This window comes from Bdellovibrio bacteriovorus (genome assembly GCF_048286975.1).
GTDB lineage: Bacteria > Bdellovibrionota > Bdellovibrionia > Bdellovibrionales > Bdellovibrionaceae > Bdellovibrio > Bdellovibrio bacteriovorus_H.
The window spans coordinates 1,082,232-1,097,654 of sequence record NZ_JBLVRT010000001.1 but is presented as its reverse complement, the minus strand read 5'-3'; the positions used below and the strand labels follow the sequence as shown (position 1 = coordinate 1,097,654).

Below are 15,423 nucleotides of genomic sequence, written 5' to 3'. Positions count from 1 at the left end.
CATTCAAAGGCCGGTGCCGACAAACAAGCGGCCCCGACTTCAGTTGGAAGTGTAAGCCCAGAAATGGCCGCTGGCTTTTTTCATTTCAGAATAAAGAGACTTGGGAATTGGCAAACCCTTCATCGCATAATCAAAAATCTGCAACTGTTGTGGATTTTCGTACAGGATTAGTTCCAGATTCGGATTGTGCCCGCCACGCACCAGAATCGCCAGCTGCTTGAATCCCACCGGAACATTTTCGTAATGACGAATTCCCTCTGGAGCCGCGGTCGCCCCGTCGTCAGATCCCTGGAAATATGTGACCGGCACTTTCACCGGATAGTTTTCCGCTCGATAGGTCTTGTCGCCTTTGGCGCGAAGGCGTGCGCATTGTTTCAACGAATCAGTATCCACCTTACGTACCAGTTGACCCTTGATAAAAGAATCCTCGATACTGATGTCCGGTGTCGCCATTCCCAGCTCCTGACAGGAAATCATCATGTAGGCGATGTCGTTGGAAGCAAACAGGATGTGCGGAGTATACGTGATCGGCTCATAACTTTTGCGAACCTCGGTCAAAAAATCTTTGAAGACCTTGTCATCAGTTAAAAGCTCCAGGCGCTCTTTCAGTTTTTTCACGCCGTCATTGTACATCAACTGCGTGCGTGCCTGGCGGGACAGCCATGTGTCGGGAATGCCATGAATCGCAGAAACACTTTCAAGTCTTGCCATCAGCGAAGGCGGCAAAGAGTTTAACATCTTCTGCAGCAGCTTGCGACGATGAGGTGCATCCCACAGCTGCAGGCCCCCGTCATAAACGACACCTTCTAAAATCGCGGCGCGGGTGTTTTGTGGGAACAGTGATGCATACATCGTCGCCGGAACCGTGCCGTAAGAAATTCCGTACACGGTCCATTGATTGATCATCAGGTGCTGACGAACCACCTGGGCGTCACGAGCAACATTTTCAGAGGAATAATAAGAGGGATCAAGGAACATGGCCCGCGTGTCCGGACGGGAGCAGCCAATCCCCCGGTGCTCCATAATCAGAACGTTATAGGGCATCGGATTGCGGAACAGGCCCCAATGCGAGGTTTGCCCGGGTCCGCCGGTGAAATAAATCATGGTTTCTTTGCTGGGATCAAATCCTCGGTGGAAATAAGAGTAAACCTCAGTCATTCCCCGTTCCGGGCGGGAATAGTCCACCGGGACTCGGACATAGAACCCTTTTTCATGGGCGATCAAAGACGCATAAGTTTTCTGGCAAAGGGATTTGCCTGATTCATAAGTCGATTCAGAAGGAATGTTCAAAGAAACTTGGGCCTGAGCCTCAAGGCGCGAAGCCATGCCCGCAGCCATGATCAGGACAGACAACAGTGTTTTCATGGCGGGGAATTTAGCCCAAATAGGGATCCTAAGGGCACGAAAACTCTCAAGTTTTGGAAAACTTGCAGAGTTGTCTATAAAGAAGGCGGGATCTCGGTTTTGCTATAAGCCGGATTCTGTCCAAACTACCAGGTCCCATAATTTACCCGATAATCGTGGATGATCATTCCTCTGGGAGTGGCATTACTGACACCCTCAAGCGATCTTACCCGGTGACTACGGGCTGGCCGCCCTACTAGTGTCACCCTATTTGATCTTGCTCCGCGCAGAGTTTGGCTGTTTTCACTCCAGCAGCTCCCCAGACCCTCCCGTTCCCGGTGTCTGGCTCAATGCCCTGGACATTCTCTCTGTTCCACTGTTCCTTACATTACTGTAGAGGGGCGTTACCCCTTGCGCTGCCATATGGAGTCCGGACTTTCCTCTCTAATTTCAGGAATTTAGAGTATTATTAGAGCAATCATCCGCAAAACCGTGGGGATTTCTAACACCGTCCAGCATTTCGTGCAAGAAGGTTTTCTTAATCCCGGTTTTATTTTACTTTCTAAGCATCGTTTACAAAAGGATTAAATCATGAAGATCTTGGTATCTCTATTCGCGTTCGCTATGACTTTGACTCTTGCTTCTGCTTCTTTGGCTGAAGAGGCTCATGGTGGTGGTGGTCACGGCGGCGGCCACGGTGGTTTGACTGAAAAGATGAACTCCCTGTTCCCACAGCCAAAAGCCGATCCTGCGAAAAACGAAGTTCCCGCAAAACCAGAGCTTGTGAGCCCGGCTTATTACACTTCCGTCAAAGCTGACAAAACAACTTTGACTTGGAAATCCGTTGCAGGCGCGGACGAGTACCATGTTCAAGTGGCTACAGATGCTAACTTCAAATGGTTGGTGGCAAACGAATACGCTGTTAAAGGCACGACGTTCGAAGCAACTGGTCTGGAAGCTGGCAAACATTACTTCTGGAGAGTCGCGGCTGTGAAATCCACAAACTGGAGCACATTCCGCAAGTCCTTCTTTGCAATGTCCATGTTCGAAACACCGGCTGCAAAGTAACACGTCCTTAGTTTTCTCGTTCTAAGTTTCTCAAGAGCCCTCCATACTTCTCTTCAGAGAGGGCTCTTCTAAAAAAATCTCCCCTTTCAAAACTGAATAAACAACTTCACTGGATGGCATTGATCACTCCGGAGGTTTCGCCATATGGAAAATCGTTTCATCGTCGGCGTGCTGACCCTGATCTTTACGCTGATTTTTATATTCTCTATTGAAGCCCTGGCCCAGATGGAAAAAACCGCTCTGGATCCCTGCCGCGCAGATTTAAATCGCTATTGCCAGGATATTGAACCCGGCGGCGGAAACTTTTTAAAGTGTTTGGATGATCACAAAGACAAACTGACGACGGACTGCCGTCAGCGCAGCCAACGAGTCCATCAGCTGATGGTGGAGCTTCGCCGCGCCTGCAACAACGATCTGCTGCAGTTTTGCGATATGCTTAAACCGGGCGAGGGACGCATCTTGCGTTGTTTGAAAGACAACAGCCGTCAGCTTTCCAATTCCTGCACAGTTGGAATTCGCAATGCCTTGGAGGCACGCAAAAATTTGCTTGAAAACCAATGGCCCTAAGATTTCAGCAGAAAACGCTTGTTAAGCTGCAGTGAAATTCAATCATTCATCATCATTCTGAAAATTATTGTCTGTCGAAGCGCAGGACTCATAGCGTAATTACAAAACTTTAATCCCCAGGGGATTTTGTAATTTTATTAATAAACATGACTGTAGATACACTTATGTCATGACTCATTCTGTTTATGAGGCTCTACTAAATTCAAATGCAGTGATCGAGTTCGACAACCAGGGATATATTCTCTGGGCCAACCCGAACTTCCTGAATCTCATGGAGTACGAACTCGAAGAGATCGAAGGACGTCATCACTCAATATTCCTGCCGGAGTTTCACCAACATGAGCTGGAATATCAAGAAATGTGGAACCAACTTGCTGAAGGACAAGCCCAGGCAGGAGAGTTCAAGCGACTTACCAAAAAAAATCGCGAAGTTTGGATTCAGGGATCTTACACTCCAGTAAGAAATCTGCAGGGAGAAGTATCCAAGATCGTAAAAATGGCCGTCGATATCACTGAAAAGAAAAGTCTTTCCGACAATCTTGAAAAGAAAAACAAAGAGCTACTGGGTGCAGCCATCAAAGCCAAAGCGGCCACCGACGCCAAAACTGTATTCCTGGCAAATATGAGCCACGAAATTCGCACTCCGCTAAATTCCATCATCGGCATCACCGACACTTTGGCGGAAACTCCCCTTGATGATCAGCAGTCTTCATTCGTGGAAATCCTTCAGCGCGCCAATCACCAGCTGATGACAATCATCAACGACATTCTGGATCTTTCCAAAGTGGAGGCTGGCGAAATGGAATTGCGCCCTCTTCCCTTCAACCTGCCACGCCTGCTGGATGAGCTGAATGCCGTGCTGGGTTTCCGCGCCAAAGAAAAAAGCCTGAAGCTGTCTTTGGCCATTGATCCGGACGTCGAGGAATATTTCGTGGGTGATGCCGATCGTCTGCGCCAGGTATTGATGAATCTGGTAAATAACGCGATCAAATTCACCGACAAGGGTGAGGTTTCACTGCAAGTGTCAGTGAATCGCAGTTCTCATAAAGGCAATCTGCTGTTCTGTGTGACCGATACGGGCATCGGCATATCGAAACAGAAGTTCAAAGACATCTTTCAGCCGTTCACACAGGCAGACACCACCGCCACCCGCAAATACGGCGGCACAGGGTTGGGGCTTTCCATTACTAAAAATATCGTGCAAATGATGAACGGTCATATCTGGTTTGAATCTCAGCCAGGTCAGGGCACATCGTTCTTTTTCACGATATCTGTACCTTCCACAACTGAAAGGAAAACGACCATGCACAATCCTTGGCAGGGCCGCTACCAGCTCAGCGACATCAGACACAACATCTCTCAAAGCCGACTGCGTATTCTGGTCGTCGACGATGTCGAAGACAACCGCCATCTATTCGGAATTTATCTGCAGAAAACCGCCCACGCCGTCAGCTATGCCAATAGCGGGGCAGAAGCCGTCAAAATGGTCGCCAAAGAGCACTACGACATTATCTTTATGGATGTGCAGATGCCGGGCATGGATGGCTATGAAGCCACCCAGCGCATCCGCGAAATGGAGCGCCAGTTGAACCGCACTCCCGCTAAAATCTTTGCCTGCACCGCCAACGCCTTCCAGGAAGACGTTAGAAAAAGCATCTCTGCAGGTTGTGATCTGCATCTGTCCAAGCCTGTGCGCAAGGACACCATGCTGAAAGCGATCTCTTCATATTTTAGCGATGCGCCCGAAGCTACTTTCTAAGGTGTTGATTCAGACCGTGCTGATCCAACACTGTCTGCCGTGACAGCCCGCCCTTTTCCTCTACCGAATAGTACACCTTCATTTGCGAAGGATCTTCGCACCAGTGATAAATCATGCCTGCGCACATCTTGCACGGCTTGTGGGTCGAATATAGAACCGCACCCGCAGGAATTTTCTTTCCGGTTTCACGATACAGGCGCTGCACCAGATTCACTTCAGCATGCAGGGTTTTGTTTTTGGAATTTGAGTTCACCCCGTAACTGAGCAACTGCCCCTGATCATTCAGCAGGAATGCGGCAATATCGCGGTCGTAGTCGTGCAGCACGTCCCCGCGGGGGACCAAATCAGCCAATCCCGACGCCAGCTCCAGCTGTTGTCCAGGGGTTTGAGCCTTCTGGGACTGCAACCATTTTGAAACTTCACTCACCGGCTTTTGATTTTCCTGATTCAGATGCGCCACCGGCAATAAAATCTGCCCAGCGCTGCTGATTTCCACAAACTGAAGACCTGGCTCGCCGCCGTGATTGTGAGGTTTGATATTTTCAGTGATGCGTTTGGCGACGACCTTGACCATGCCCCGGCACATTTCAGTCAGGACCGCCGTTGTGTAAATACGCTGGCGCAATATAAAGAAGCTATGATCAACAAAGCGGTCAAAAAGCCCCTGCAGCAGCTTCACCACCGCCGACGATGGCGCCGCCACTCCGCCGGGGAATCGGGCAAAATAAACGATCCCCTTGTCTTCGACAAAGGCAACCTCTCCGCCGTCTGAAGCGAGTAAAAATGCTATATGTTCTGCCCTTTTTTCTGCCAACATCGAGGAATTGGTACCATATCCCGGCTAAATTGTCTAAAAAGCCCCCATGGACATGATCAAAAACCGCCTTGAAAAGAACTACAAAAAACTGAAAAACTGGGCTGAACGCGCCCAGATCGAGGCGTACCGTCTGTATGACCGGGATATTCCCGAATACCCGTATATCGTCGATATCTACAAGGATCACTTCCTGATCTACGACAAGAGCGACCTGCGTGATCTTGAGAAAAACCACCTGCCCCACGTGCAAGAGGCCCTGAAAGCCCTTTTTAAGTGCGACGACAATAAGATCGTGATCAAAAAACGGGAGCGCCAGGAAGGCCTGAAACAATACGAAAAGCTCGACGCCAAGGAAGAAACCTTTGTCGTGCGCGAATCCCAGGCGCTGCTAAAAGTGAACCTTTACGACTATCTGGACACCGGCCTGTTCCTGGATCACCGCCCGATGCGCCAGAAGGTGTTTAAATCCGTCAAAGACAAGAAGTTCCTGAATTTGTTCTGCTATACCGGCTCTGTGAGCGTGTTTGCCGCCTTGGGTGGCGCCAGCACCACCAGCGTGGACATGTCCCAAACCTACCTGCGCTGGGCCCAGGAAAACTTCCAGCTGAACAACCTCGATCCGGCCAAGCACAACTTCATCAACGCCGACGTTCTGGATTGGCTGCGCACAACAAAGTCGCCGAACACTTTCGACGTGATCTTCCTGGATCCGCCGACATTCTCGAACTCCAAGAAAATGGACGAAAGCTTCGAGGTTGAAAGGGATCAGGAATTCCTGGTGGAAAGCTGCATGAACATGCTGCGACCAGAGGGAATACTCTATTTCTCGAATAACAAGCGAAAGTTTAAAATCTCCCCGGCGGTGCTGTCCAAATACAAAGTGAAAGAAATCACCACCGAGAGCATCCCGCAGGACTTCCACGACAAAAAAATACACAACTGTTTCGAGATCAGAAGCAACTAGGGGCCAAACGGCCCCTTTTCCATTTTGGGGACAAAAATACCTTGCCCCACAGGTAAAAACGCCCTAGAACCCCCTAAATTTTACTTATTAAGGCCACTTCGAGGGGCCGTTGGAGGACAGGGAATTGAAAGCACTTGGTCGTCATATTTTGGTTGAGTTCAGTGGATGTAACGCAGAAGTTCTGAATGACGTTTCCATCATCGAAAGAAGTATGGTCGAAGCGGCGCAGATTGCTGGTGCGACAGTCATCAACTCCACTTTCCACCACTTCTCCCCATGGGGTGTAAGCGGTGTGGTTGTTATTCAGGAAAGCCATTTGGCTATTCACACCTGGCCTGAATACCGTTATGCGGCCGTGGATCTGTTCACCTGCGGTGATTCAGTGGATCCGTGGGTTTCTTTCGAGCACCTGAAAAAAGCTTTCCAGGCGAACTATTCGGCCATTGAGATGAACCGTGGTTCTTTGCACGTCATCCAAAAATCCGACTTCCAGCCTAAAATCATGCGCGAAAAGCCATCTTTCGATCTTTCCAAGGGTCATCAGATCGACCGCAACGTATGGTTCACTGACAAAGACGAAAACCAGGCGCTTTCTTTGCGTTACACGGGCGATGTTTTGTTTGATGAAACAAATCAGTTCCAGCGCGTGCGCGTATTGGATTCTTATTCTCACGGTAAATTCCTGGCGATCAATAACATGGTTATGTGCACCGAGCGTGACGAATACCATTATCACGAGATGATCACTCACCCGGTGATGCAGACCCACGGCAATGCGAAAAATGTATTGGTTATCGGCGGCGGTGATGGCGGCACCATCCGTGAATTGTTCAAATATAACGTGGACAACGTGACCATGGTTGAAATCGACGAAGCGGTGGTTCGTGCTTCCAAAGAACACCTGCCAAACATCGCTAGCGAATTCAACAACCCGAAATTGAATCTTATTATCGGTGACGGCATCCAGTTTGTTAAAGATGCTCCTGCGAACTCTTACGATGTGATCATCGTGGACGGTTCCGACCCGGTGGGTCCGGCAAAAGGCCTTTTCACTGCGGAATTCTACAACAACTGTAAAAACGCATTGAAAGACGGCGGCTTGGTGATCACTCAAGGTGAATCTCCAATGTTCCATGAAGGCACATTCGTTGAATTGAACCACTGCCTGAAAGGGATCTTCGGCAAACAAAGCGTTCACACTATGCTATTCCACGCGACAACGTACCCGTCTGGCATGTGGAGCTTGCAGGTTGCCGTCAAAGGATCCAAACATCCGGCGAAGGACTTCAACAAAGACCAAGCGGCCAAGTTCTCTCAGGACAAAGGTCTTAAGTACTACAATGAAGACCTGCATACTGCGGCCTTCAGTCTTCCTACTTTCGTCAAAACAATGCTTGGCGATAACGCTTAATTGATAGACCGCCTCCTGTTTTCATTATAGTTTCATTTAGAAAACTAAACAAAACAGGAGGCGTAATGTTCAAACTTCCAAATCTTCCCTACGCAAAAACCGGTATTGCTCCATTGTTCAACGAAGAACAAATGACTTACCACTACGACAAGCATCACAAAGCTTACATCGACAATCTGAACAAATTCATGGAAACAGATGCATCCCTGAAAGGTAAATCCCTGGAAGAGATCACTTTGACTTCCACTGGTGGCGTCTTCAATAACGCCGCTCAGGCGTGGAACCACACCTTCTTCTGGTTCGGCATGAGCCCGGCGGGTCAGGGCGGCCAGCCATCTGCAGAACTAACTGCGGCGATCACTCGTGATTTCGGTTCTATGGACGAATTGAAAGCGAAGTTCGTTGACGGTGGTGTAAAAACCTTCGGCTCTGGCTGGATCTGGTTGTGCATGGATACTGCGGGCAAATTGAGCCTGGTATCCACTTCCAACGCAGCGGTTCCGTTCACTAACAACGGTCCAACTCCATTGTTGGTTGCTGACGTTTGGGAGCACGCTTACTACGTTGATTACAGAAATCTTCGTGCAAAATATCTTGAGACTTTCTGGGCGCAAGTAAACTGGAACTTCGTTTCCGAAAACTTCGCTTCCAAAAAAGTTCGCGACCTTACCAAGTCCATGACATAACCAAAAGGTACCTCTGCGGCACCCTCCACAGGGGGGGCCACCGCAGTTTTGCATAAGCAGTGCACCACAAAAACAAGAAAAGGAACTGCCTTCATCAGCAGTTCCTTTTTTTTATGGCCAAAAATGAAGCGACGCTTCGGAAAAAGTAAGCAGGTACCTTTTAGAGTTCGAAGAAGGTGGTGGAAAGCAGGAACAGGGTGTCTTGGGTGTCGGGAGTGTAGTAGACGCCGACAGACGGGCGCGAGAACATTTCTTTCGGGCGAAGCTGCGACCAGGCCAGACCCACACCGGTATTCATCTGCTCGTAAGGCGAAAGACCCGCTTCACGCAAATGACCATAAGCCAACGTGATCCACTCACGATCTTTAATCTGATACTGAATGTCCAGACCGTATTCTGCCTCGCACTTCAGTGAATAGACGAAAATCAAACCATTGGTGGAATCGATGTGCCCGCACACCTGCGTGATAAACGGCGACATCGTCACGTTTTCATTCCAGTCGGGACGATAGTTGAATCCCAGTTGGGTCGAACGCAAGACCAGATCCGGTCTTTCGACAACCTTGCCCTCTTTTTTCACTTCGGATCTAAAGCGTGTTTCGGTGAACGAAGCCGCCCAGTCAAAGTTCTCACCGCGATAGAAATTACCTTTAACGGTGTAATTGCGGCTGCCGGATGCCGTCGCATAGAACATGGGAACCGTACCGATTTCCAGACGAGGCAATACACCCATGCTCAAAGCATTCGTCAACATGTGGGAATTGACATTGGCGCCACCGGCCCGCTGATAACCGAACTGCCACTGCGGCAAAGTGCGCGCAGAAGTACTGACCACCGGATTGAACACCACCCGTTTTTCAGGAATGACATCGTCAAACCCTGCCAGGGATTGAATACTGAAAGCCAAAATGATGAATGAAATCAACGCGCGCATACCCGCACGCGATACAAGATAAATGCCAAAACAAAAGGGCCCGAAAGCCCCTCATTTCCCTCTGAGCGCCGCCATCCCCCGCAGACCGGGTAAATAGTTCACGGCGACCAAAAGCTGATCAGATTATTTCAACCATTTACGACGGGGGTCTTTTTTGTCGACGGGCCACGTGGTCCACGTCACCTGCAGATCACAGGCCTTCAGGAAATTTTCCACAATCAGCTCGGCGTCCTCTTTTTGCCAGAAGTCCTTGGCGTGAGAGCTCGGGCTTCTCAAGGCGATATCCGAAACCAGGGAATAGACCATGCCGCTCATCGGAGGAATCAAAAAGCCCATCGTCGACAGGGCCCCTTGCAGACGGGACAGCACCCCTTTACCACCCACCGAATGCATCAGCACAAAGACCGCCGCAGGCTTTCCCATAAAGGCGGCCGAGCCTTCAAGTTCAGTCATGTCCTCCATCAACTTTTGCAGCGGGCTTCCCCAGGAATCCCAGTAAGTTCCCGTCACAAAGAACAAGCCTGAAGCTGATTCGAGTTTCTTTCGCAGTCCCGGCCCGTAAGACGTCTTCGCCAAATGCACAACTTCCACTTCGGCTTGCTTACCAAATATTTTCACCAGTCCCTTGATCCACTGGGCACAGTTGCCTTTATCACCCGTCGGACTGCCATTTAAGATCAAAACTTTTTTCATGCTTCCACTTCCCCGTTTCACTCGAAAGCAGGATTTCTTTGCCCCGTGTCCATGGTGGTGTTACCTCTGTGGCGCGAGGGGCTTTTCATGATTCAATTCCTGCTTTCCACATTATTGTCTGTTTCAACGGCTCAGGCCAAGGACATCCGTCCACTTTTTGAAGCTTTGGCGGATTCCGGCGCACGCTATGAAATTGTCGGCACCGTTTGCGAACAAGTGGCCAAGCTGAATCTGGAGCAGGACTATCCAGCCCCGGACTATTATGTGGTGACCGGCATCTATTATGGAAACAAGAAACACGTCATCGGCGAGCTGGATGTCGTGGTCTTCCGCTCCAACGACAACAAAGCTGTGCTGGTGGGCGAAGTGAAATGCTGGACAAATCTTTCCAGCGCCCGATCCAAAGCCATGGATCAACGCCAAAGATTCAAAGCCGCTTTGTCAAATGGCGGTGGCCTGATCATGGGTTGCACGTCCCAACAAGCCGGCTGCAGCTTCAGCAAAAAGAACTTCAAGGCTGTGGAAAAGTTTGTGTCCATCTCTCAGGATGGTGGCGAGAAACGCGGTTTTGACATGACTCTGGGTTATTCTCTGGAAGAAATGATGGACCTGCGTGAACAGCTGATGCAATGCCAGCAACGCGGTGAATGCGAACGCCCATAAACATTTGTCTGTACACTGAGGTCCGCCGAGAGCCACAATGAAAGCAAATGAAAGGACGTTCATGAAACACCTGATTCTTCTGCTTTCACTGCTGCCTTGCTCCGCCTTTGCGGTCACCGAAACCCTGCAAACTCTGGCACCCAAAGCGGGTCAGAATGAATTCAAAGGTGGCATCGCCTATTCCCACGTTTCAGCTGAAGCTGATCTGGGCGGCTCCGCCACTTCCAATCAGGTGGTGATTCCTGTTTCTTACTTCTATGGCATCTCCACTCATCATGCGGTGGGTATTGAAACATACTATCTGAAAAATGATTCCAACTTTTCCAAAGCCGGCCTTTCCGGCAGCGGTGAAACTCAAGACTTCGGCAATATCGACATCACTTACAAAGGAAATCTCGATACCGAAAGCGGGACTGTCTATTTGGAAGCCGGGGTTTCTTTCCCCAGTGAAAAGTACGAGTTTAATTCCAACGACGCCAAATTCAGCGCCAGCACGGGTCAGACCACGGTCACCTTGGCTGCGGGCTATGTGCAAAAGCTTGTCGATTTCACTCTGGGTGGTATCGCCGCTTATGACATTGCCATGGAAGGGGATGCGGATCTTGATGTCGGGGCTTTCTCTGACTCGGGCAAAGTCAAAGGTGGCAGCCAGGTGCGGTTCTCGTTCTTTGGTGAAATTGAAGGGGAAAATCATCCAAACTTCAGTCTGACATATGCCCGTACCTACAGCCGCAGCTTCAGCTCCGACACAGTTTCCGGCACTATCGATGATGACCTTGAGATGTTCTATGCAAACTTCAGCGCGCGCATGCCCGTGGCTGAAAGACTGGAATTCATCCCGACCGCAGGACTTGCCACGGTGATGAATCAAAGCGATCGCAATCTGGAAAAGTACAATATGTTCACGGCAGCAGCCCAGCTGCGCTACTTGTTCTAAAGAAAATTCCTAAAAAATGACAGGCGTCTGATTCAGACGCCTGCACATGGAGGGATGGGAAAAGGACCGCACATTATGTTGTGTCTACTTTCATCAAGAGACCTCCTTTAGTTTGTCTTCGAGGATCTCTGTCCCCTTGTTCAAAGGGAACAGTACTTCAAATTGAAAACCTACAGTCATGGGAACCCGTCTTGGCGGCTCTTTGATTTCAATGGCGTTAACAACGTCATGAACTCCGGAAAGCTCCCAGGCAGCGCCAACCGCTGTCGCTTTCAGACGTGGACGGAATACCTCCCCTTCCAGTCTGACGACGGCGTCTTTGACGAACACCTCAATATGCTCTCCGCCGATCTTGATCATGTCTTCGACCTGAGCCTCCAGGATACTCTTGATTTCTTCATCCGAGCGGTAATAATCCGCTGGCACAACGATGCGATCTTCGATCGTCCAAACACCTTCCGTTTCAGAGATGACCTCCAAAGCGGCGTTTTTCTTATAAGAAGTGTCGACGAATCCACTGACCACAATCACGCCGTCACGAATGACGATATCCAGATCAGCCAAGCTCACTCTTTTGTCCCATTTAATGCGGTCCCGGATCTTGCGACCCAGTTCACCGTCACTTTGGTTTTTCAGAAGATGAGTTTTCATAAAGCTGCTCCTTGCCTCTGACGGGTCTTTGTCTTTTTGGGTTATGCCACCCCTTCGAGTGGCATAGGTTGGAATTCCAGCATAGGGTCATTACGACGGTGCTGGGATTTGCGAGAGGAACGTTTACTTAGAACGCCCTTCAAAGCAGATACCGTTTTAGCTACACATCGCTTGAAGTTCTCGTCTCGTTTGACCACTTTGATGACGGTTTTAGAGCGAGATGGTTTCAAGATGACCTCACACACATAACTGGGTTTGCGAGTCTGCGATCGATGTCGATCGGTTTCCACACGCACTGTGAGGTGAGCACCACTGTCATACTTGAAGAATTCTCCAACAGCCCCTTCGACTGTTTCCAACAAGTAAGATTCGAGATTTTCAGTTTTAGTGATGTCTCTGTAGTAGATGTCTGTTTGCATATCTACCTCCTTCTTGAGTCTATTATCGTTCATATCAACAATTTCGTTAAATATATAATTTAGAAGACATAATTAGGTTAAAGTTATATATTAAGAGGGTCCTGTTTAGAAATTCGCTGTAAAGGTCATCACTTACAGAGTCGCAGCGAAAGACCAGTTCCAAAAGGGCTCCAAAAAAGCCATGTTATTAGGAGGTCTAGTATCATGTTTAACTACAATCACCTGTACTATTTTTATGTAACCGCCCGGCTGGGTGGAGTCAGCAACGCTGCCAAATACCTGCATATCAGTCAGCCATCACTGAGTTCTCAGATCAAAGTGCTTGAATCCAGCATCGATCAGAAGCTCTTTGAAAAACGCGGCAGAAATCTGCATCTGACTCCGGAAGGTGAACGCACGTTTGCTTACTGCAAAAAGATGTTTGATGTCGCGGCGGACTTTGCCGAATCACTGAAAAGCCCGACTGAAAAACAAAGTCAGCGCATCCGTATCGGAGTCAGCGATCAGGTGGAACGTCCTTTCATCGCCGACTTGCTGGCACCTTTGATTCGCGAACAAAAGCGTGGTGTGGAGAAAATATTCTTCGTCAGCTCGGCCCCTTCTGATGCCCTGGTTATACAGCTGCGCAGCCGGGAAATCGATCTGCTGCTGACCAACAAGCCCATCTATGCCGATGACGTCACTGAACTGGCTGCCGCTGAAATGCCAGTGAACCTGATGGTGTCCACTAAAAATCTGAAAGAACGCAAGATGCGCATTTCACGAAACACCTCGGCCCTGGATTTCCTAAACGCTGTGCCGTGGGGACTGATCATTCCGTCCTACAAGATGAAGCTGCGCCATGAAACAGATCTGTTCTTTCAGGAAATCCGCGCCCGCAAGAAAGTCGTCTTTGAAAGTGACATCATGTCTGTCGTGGGCCGAGCCATCGTTGACGGCGCCGGTGTGGGCTTCCTGCCAGTGCCCTACGTAATGGACGAAGTACAATCAGGCATCCTGACCCTGCTGGGACCCAAAGCCGGGTACTGGAAACACACCTTGTACCTACTGGGAAGAAAAGACGAAAAGGAAGACGAAACGATTCAAGATTTGAAAAAGACCATCAAACGTCTGGAGAAGATTTAGAATAAAAAAAGGGAGCCATCAGGCTCCCTTTTTAATTCTTATCGCAAGTCAAACTTAGTAAGGTTGTCTGGCCGTGCTATTAGCCAAGTCCATCCCCATCACCAGTGCAATCTTTGTATATGCAGCGGAGTGTTTGAAGTTGGATTCTGGAGAAATCACATCACGTGTCGTGTGGATGTTCTTGTTGCTTTTGCTGAAGGTCGCTTCAAACGGCATCAACGCCGGATAACCCTGACGATTCCATGAAGCATGGTCACTGCAGCCATATCCGCACTTGTCATCAACAATGCGTGCGTGGATGTAGGTTTCATTCGCCGCTTTCAGATAATCACGCAACCAAGAGCTGGTGAAATCCGTCATGCTGCCGATAACCAGCTCGCCGGAACCAGCGAACAACGTCATATCCAGTTGCAGAACTGCGACCACGTCTTTTTTCTCAGCTTTGTATTGCTTGGCAATTTCAGCTGAACCCAAAAGGCCGGACTCTTCACCCGCGTACCAGAAGAACTCCACCGTGCGTTTTGGCTGAGCTTTGGTCATCATGATACGCAAAGCTTCAATCAGATTCGCGGAACCCGAAGCGTTGTCGTCAGCGCCCGGCGCGGTCTTGCCGCCACCCCAGCTTTGATTGATGGAATCAAGGTGACCACCCAGAACCACGATCTCGCTTGGACGCTCGCTGCCGACCAGACGAACTTTCAGGGTTCTTTGTTTGGTCGACGTGTGGTTGATCTCGGAGATCTCGTAAGGGATTGTGGATTCCGCCAGCATCGCTTCCAGGCGGGTTTTCATTTCCACCACGTGGCGGTTTGGATCCGCATCACGGTTGCTGCGGCTTGGGAAGGAAGAAAGCCAGGTCACATAACTGCGCAGGTTGTCTTCGCTGACCTCGGTCATCGCAGATTCGATGATTCCGTTTTTCTCCAAAGCCAAAGCTGCAAATGGAGCACGCTCATAAAGGGCGTTCTTTTCCTGAATAGCCGCAAGACTTTCCAAAATGCTGTTAAAGCCTGTGCCTTGGATATGCATATCCAAAGTCAGATCTTCAAAGCCGCCGCATTTACCCACTTGGTGGGAACGCTCTTGAATTCTTTGTTGCATCAACGGGGTCACGATCGCGTAACCGACTTCGATGCGTTCATCTTTTGCCAATACCGGGATATTCAGGGCACGCAAGTCCTTAAGATCCGCCAGAATAGGTTTGGTTTCAAAATTCTCTAGCGTAGGCACATGCGCTGTTGCCGTCATAGCAACCAACGTCACAAAAGCCATCGTGGCAGTTTTCATCATTTTCAATCCTTTGAAAAAAGCATTACCGCAAAGTAATGGTAGCTAAATTGTCCTCATGTTGGCAAAGACAATTCGCTTATTTTTTCAACATGCAT

Annotated in this window: 16 protein-coding genes and 1 other RNA gene; 9 read left to right on the top strand and 8 right to left on the bottom strand. The window is 49.4% G+C overall.

All coding sequences use genetic code 11. The features are described 5' to 3' along the window. Positions 1–39: 39 nt before the first annotated feature. Together ACNQKP_RS05500 and rnpB are read right to left on the bottom strand one after the other, a co-directional pair. Positions 40–1,365 carry an alpha/beta fold hydrolase gene (locus tag ACNQKP_RS05500; protein ID WP_417863356.1) on the bottom strand — a complete coding sequence of 442 codons (1,326 nt, stop codon included), beginning with the start codon at positions 1,363–1,365 and terminating at the stop codon, positions 40–42. An 89-nt stretch (positions 1,366–1,454) separates the two neighbouring features. Continuing rightward, positions 1,455–1,838, bottom strand: an RNA gene (gene rnpB, locus ACNQKP_RS05495) — RNase P RNA component class A. Between the two features lie 97 nt (positions 1,839–1,935). Between rnpB and ACNQKP_RS05490 the strand changes: the two genes are divergently transcribed. The 3 genes from ACNQKP_RS05490 (at position 1,936) to ACNQKP_RS05480 (ending at position 4,738) form a co-directional block, all read left to right on the top strand. Next, a complete protein-coding gene (locus tag ACNQKP_RS05490) occupies positions 1,936–2,412 on the top strand; it encodes a fibronectin type III domain-containing protein (RefSeq protein WP_417863354.1) in 477 nt (158 codons plus the stop codon). 144 nt (positions 2,413–2,556) lie between these two features. Beyond that, positions 2,557–2,979 carry a cysteine rich repeat-containing protein gene (locus tag ACNQKP_RS05485; RefSeq protein WP_417863353.1) on the top strand — a complete coding sequence of 141 codons (423 nt, stop codon included), beginning with the start codon at positions 2,557–2,559 and terminating at the stop codon, positions 2,977–2,979. A gap of 169 nt (positions 2,980–3,148) precedes the next feature. Then, positions 3,149–4,738 carry an ATP-binding protein gene (locus ACNQKP_RS05480; RefSeq protein WP_417863351.1) on the top strand — a complete coding sequence of 530 codons (1,590 nt, stop codon included), beginning with the start codon at positions 3,149–3,151 and terminating at the stop codon, positions 4,736–4,738. Here ACNQKP_RS05480 and ACNQKP_RS05475 read toward each other — a convergent pair. Next, the gene (locus tag ACNQKP_RS05475) at positions 4,728–5,555 is read right to left on the bottom strand and encodes a Bd3614 family nucleic acid deaminase (RefSeq protein ID WP_417863348.1); all 828 of its coding nucleotides are present in this window, start codon (positions 5,553–5,555) and stop codon (positions 4,728–4,730) included. The two genes, ACNQKP_RS05480 and ACNQKP_RS05475, sit on opposite strands and share 11 nt — an antisense overlap. 46 nt (positions 5,556–5,601) lie before the next feature. Here ACNQKP_RS05475 and ACNQKP_RS05470 point away from each other — a divergent pair, with 46 nt between their 5' ends. The 3 genes from ACNQKP_RS05470 (at position 5,602) to ACNQKP_RS05460 (ending at position 8,616) form a co-directional block, all read left to right on the top strand. Continuing rightward, positions 5,602–6,519 carry a class I SAM-dependent methyltransferase gene (locus tag ACNQKP_RS05470; RefSeq protein WP_417863347.1) on the top strand — a complete coding sequence of 306 codons (918 nt, stop codon included), beginning with the start codon at positions 5,602–5,604 and terminating at the stop codon, positions 6,517–6,519. Between the two features lie 124 nt (positions 6,520–6,643). Beyond that, positions 6,644–7,930 (top strand): polyamine aminopropyltransferase, encoded by a 1,287-nt coding sequence (gene speE / locus ACNQKP_RS05465; protein WP_417863346.1) that lies wholly within the window; start codon positions 6,644–6,646, stop codon positions 7,928–7,930. Between the two features lie 65 nt (positions 7,931–7,995). Beyond that, the gene (locus ACNQKP_RS05460; RefSeq protein WP_417863344.1) at positions 7,996–8,616 is read left to right on the top strand and encodes a superoxide dismutase; all 621 of its coding nucleotides are present in this window, start codon (positions 7,996–7,998) and stop codon (positions 8,614–8,616) included. 160 nt (positions 8,617–8,776) lie between these two features. On the opposite strand, the gene ACNQKP_RS05455 is transcribed toward ACNQKP_RS05460, so the two are convergent. Further along, positions 8,777–9,550, bottom strand: a complete 774-nt coding sequence (locus ACNQKP_RS05455; protein WP_417863342.1) for a hypothetical protein — start codon at positions 9,548–9,550, stop codon at positions 8,777–8,779. Positions 9,551–9,673: 123 nt separating this feature from the next. Then, the gene (locus ACNQKP_RS05450) at positions 9,674–10,243 is read right to left on the bottom strand and encodes a flavodoxin family protein (RefSeq protein WP_417863340.1); all 570 of its coding nucleotides are present in this window, start codon (positions 10,241–10,243) and stop codon (positions 9,674–9,676) included. Positions 10,244–10,330: 87 nt separating this feature from the next. Here ACNQKP_RS05450 and ACNQKP_RS05445 point away from each other — a divergent pair, with 87 nt between their 5' ends. Next, positions 10,331–10,906, top strand: coding sequence for a hypothetical protein (locus ACNQKP_RS05445; protein ID WP_417863339.1), 576 nt, complete (start codon positions 10,331–10,333; stop codon positions 10,904–10,906). A gap of 61 nt (positions 10,907–10,967) precedes the next feature. After that, complete coding sequence (locus ACNQKP_RS05440; RefSeq protein WP_417863338.1) at positions 10,968–11,843, top strand: hypothetical protein; 876 nt, start codon at positions 10,968–10,970, stop codon at positions 11,841–11,843. A gap of 93 nt (positions 11,844–11,936) precedes the next feature. Here ACNQKP_RS05440 and ACNQKP_RS05435 read toward each other — a convergent pair whose 3' ends face one another. After that, on the bottom strand, positions 11,937–12,494 hold the full coding sequence (locus ACNQKP_RS05435) for a BON domain-containing protein (protein ID WP_417863336.1): 558 nt from the start codon (positions 12,492–12,494) through the stop codon (positions 11,937–11,939). A 41-nt stretch (positions 12,495–12,535) separates the two neighbouring features. After that, a complete protein-coding gene (locus tag ACNQKP_RS05430) occupies positions 12,536–12,913 on the bottom strand; it encodes an HPF/RaiA family ribosome-associated protein (protein WP_041578067.1) in 378 nt (125 codons plus the stop codon). Between the two features lie 204 nt (positions 12,914–13,117). Here ACNQKP_RS05430 and ACNQKP_RS05425 point away from each other — a divergent pair, with 204 nt between their 5' ends. Next, positions 13,118–14,038, top strand: a complete 921-nt coding sequence (locus ACNQKP_RS05425) for a LysR family transcriptional regulator (RefSeq protein ID WP_417863335.1) — start codon at positions 13,118–13,120, stop codon at positions 14,036–14,038. A 54-nt stretch (positions 14,039–14,092) separates the two neighbouring features. On the opposite strand, the gene ACNQKP_RS05420 is transcribed toward ACNQKP_RS05425, so the two are convergent. Continuing rightward, positions 14,093–15,328 (bottom strand): M20/M25/M40 family metallo-hydrolase, encoded by a 1,236-nt coding sequence (locus ACNQKP_RS05420; RefSeq protein WP_417863334.1) that lies wholly within the window; start codon positions 15,326–15,328, stop codon positions 14,093–14,095. Positions 15,329–15,423 lie beyond the last annotated feature (95 nt).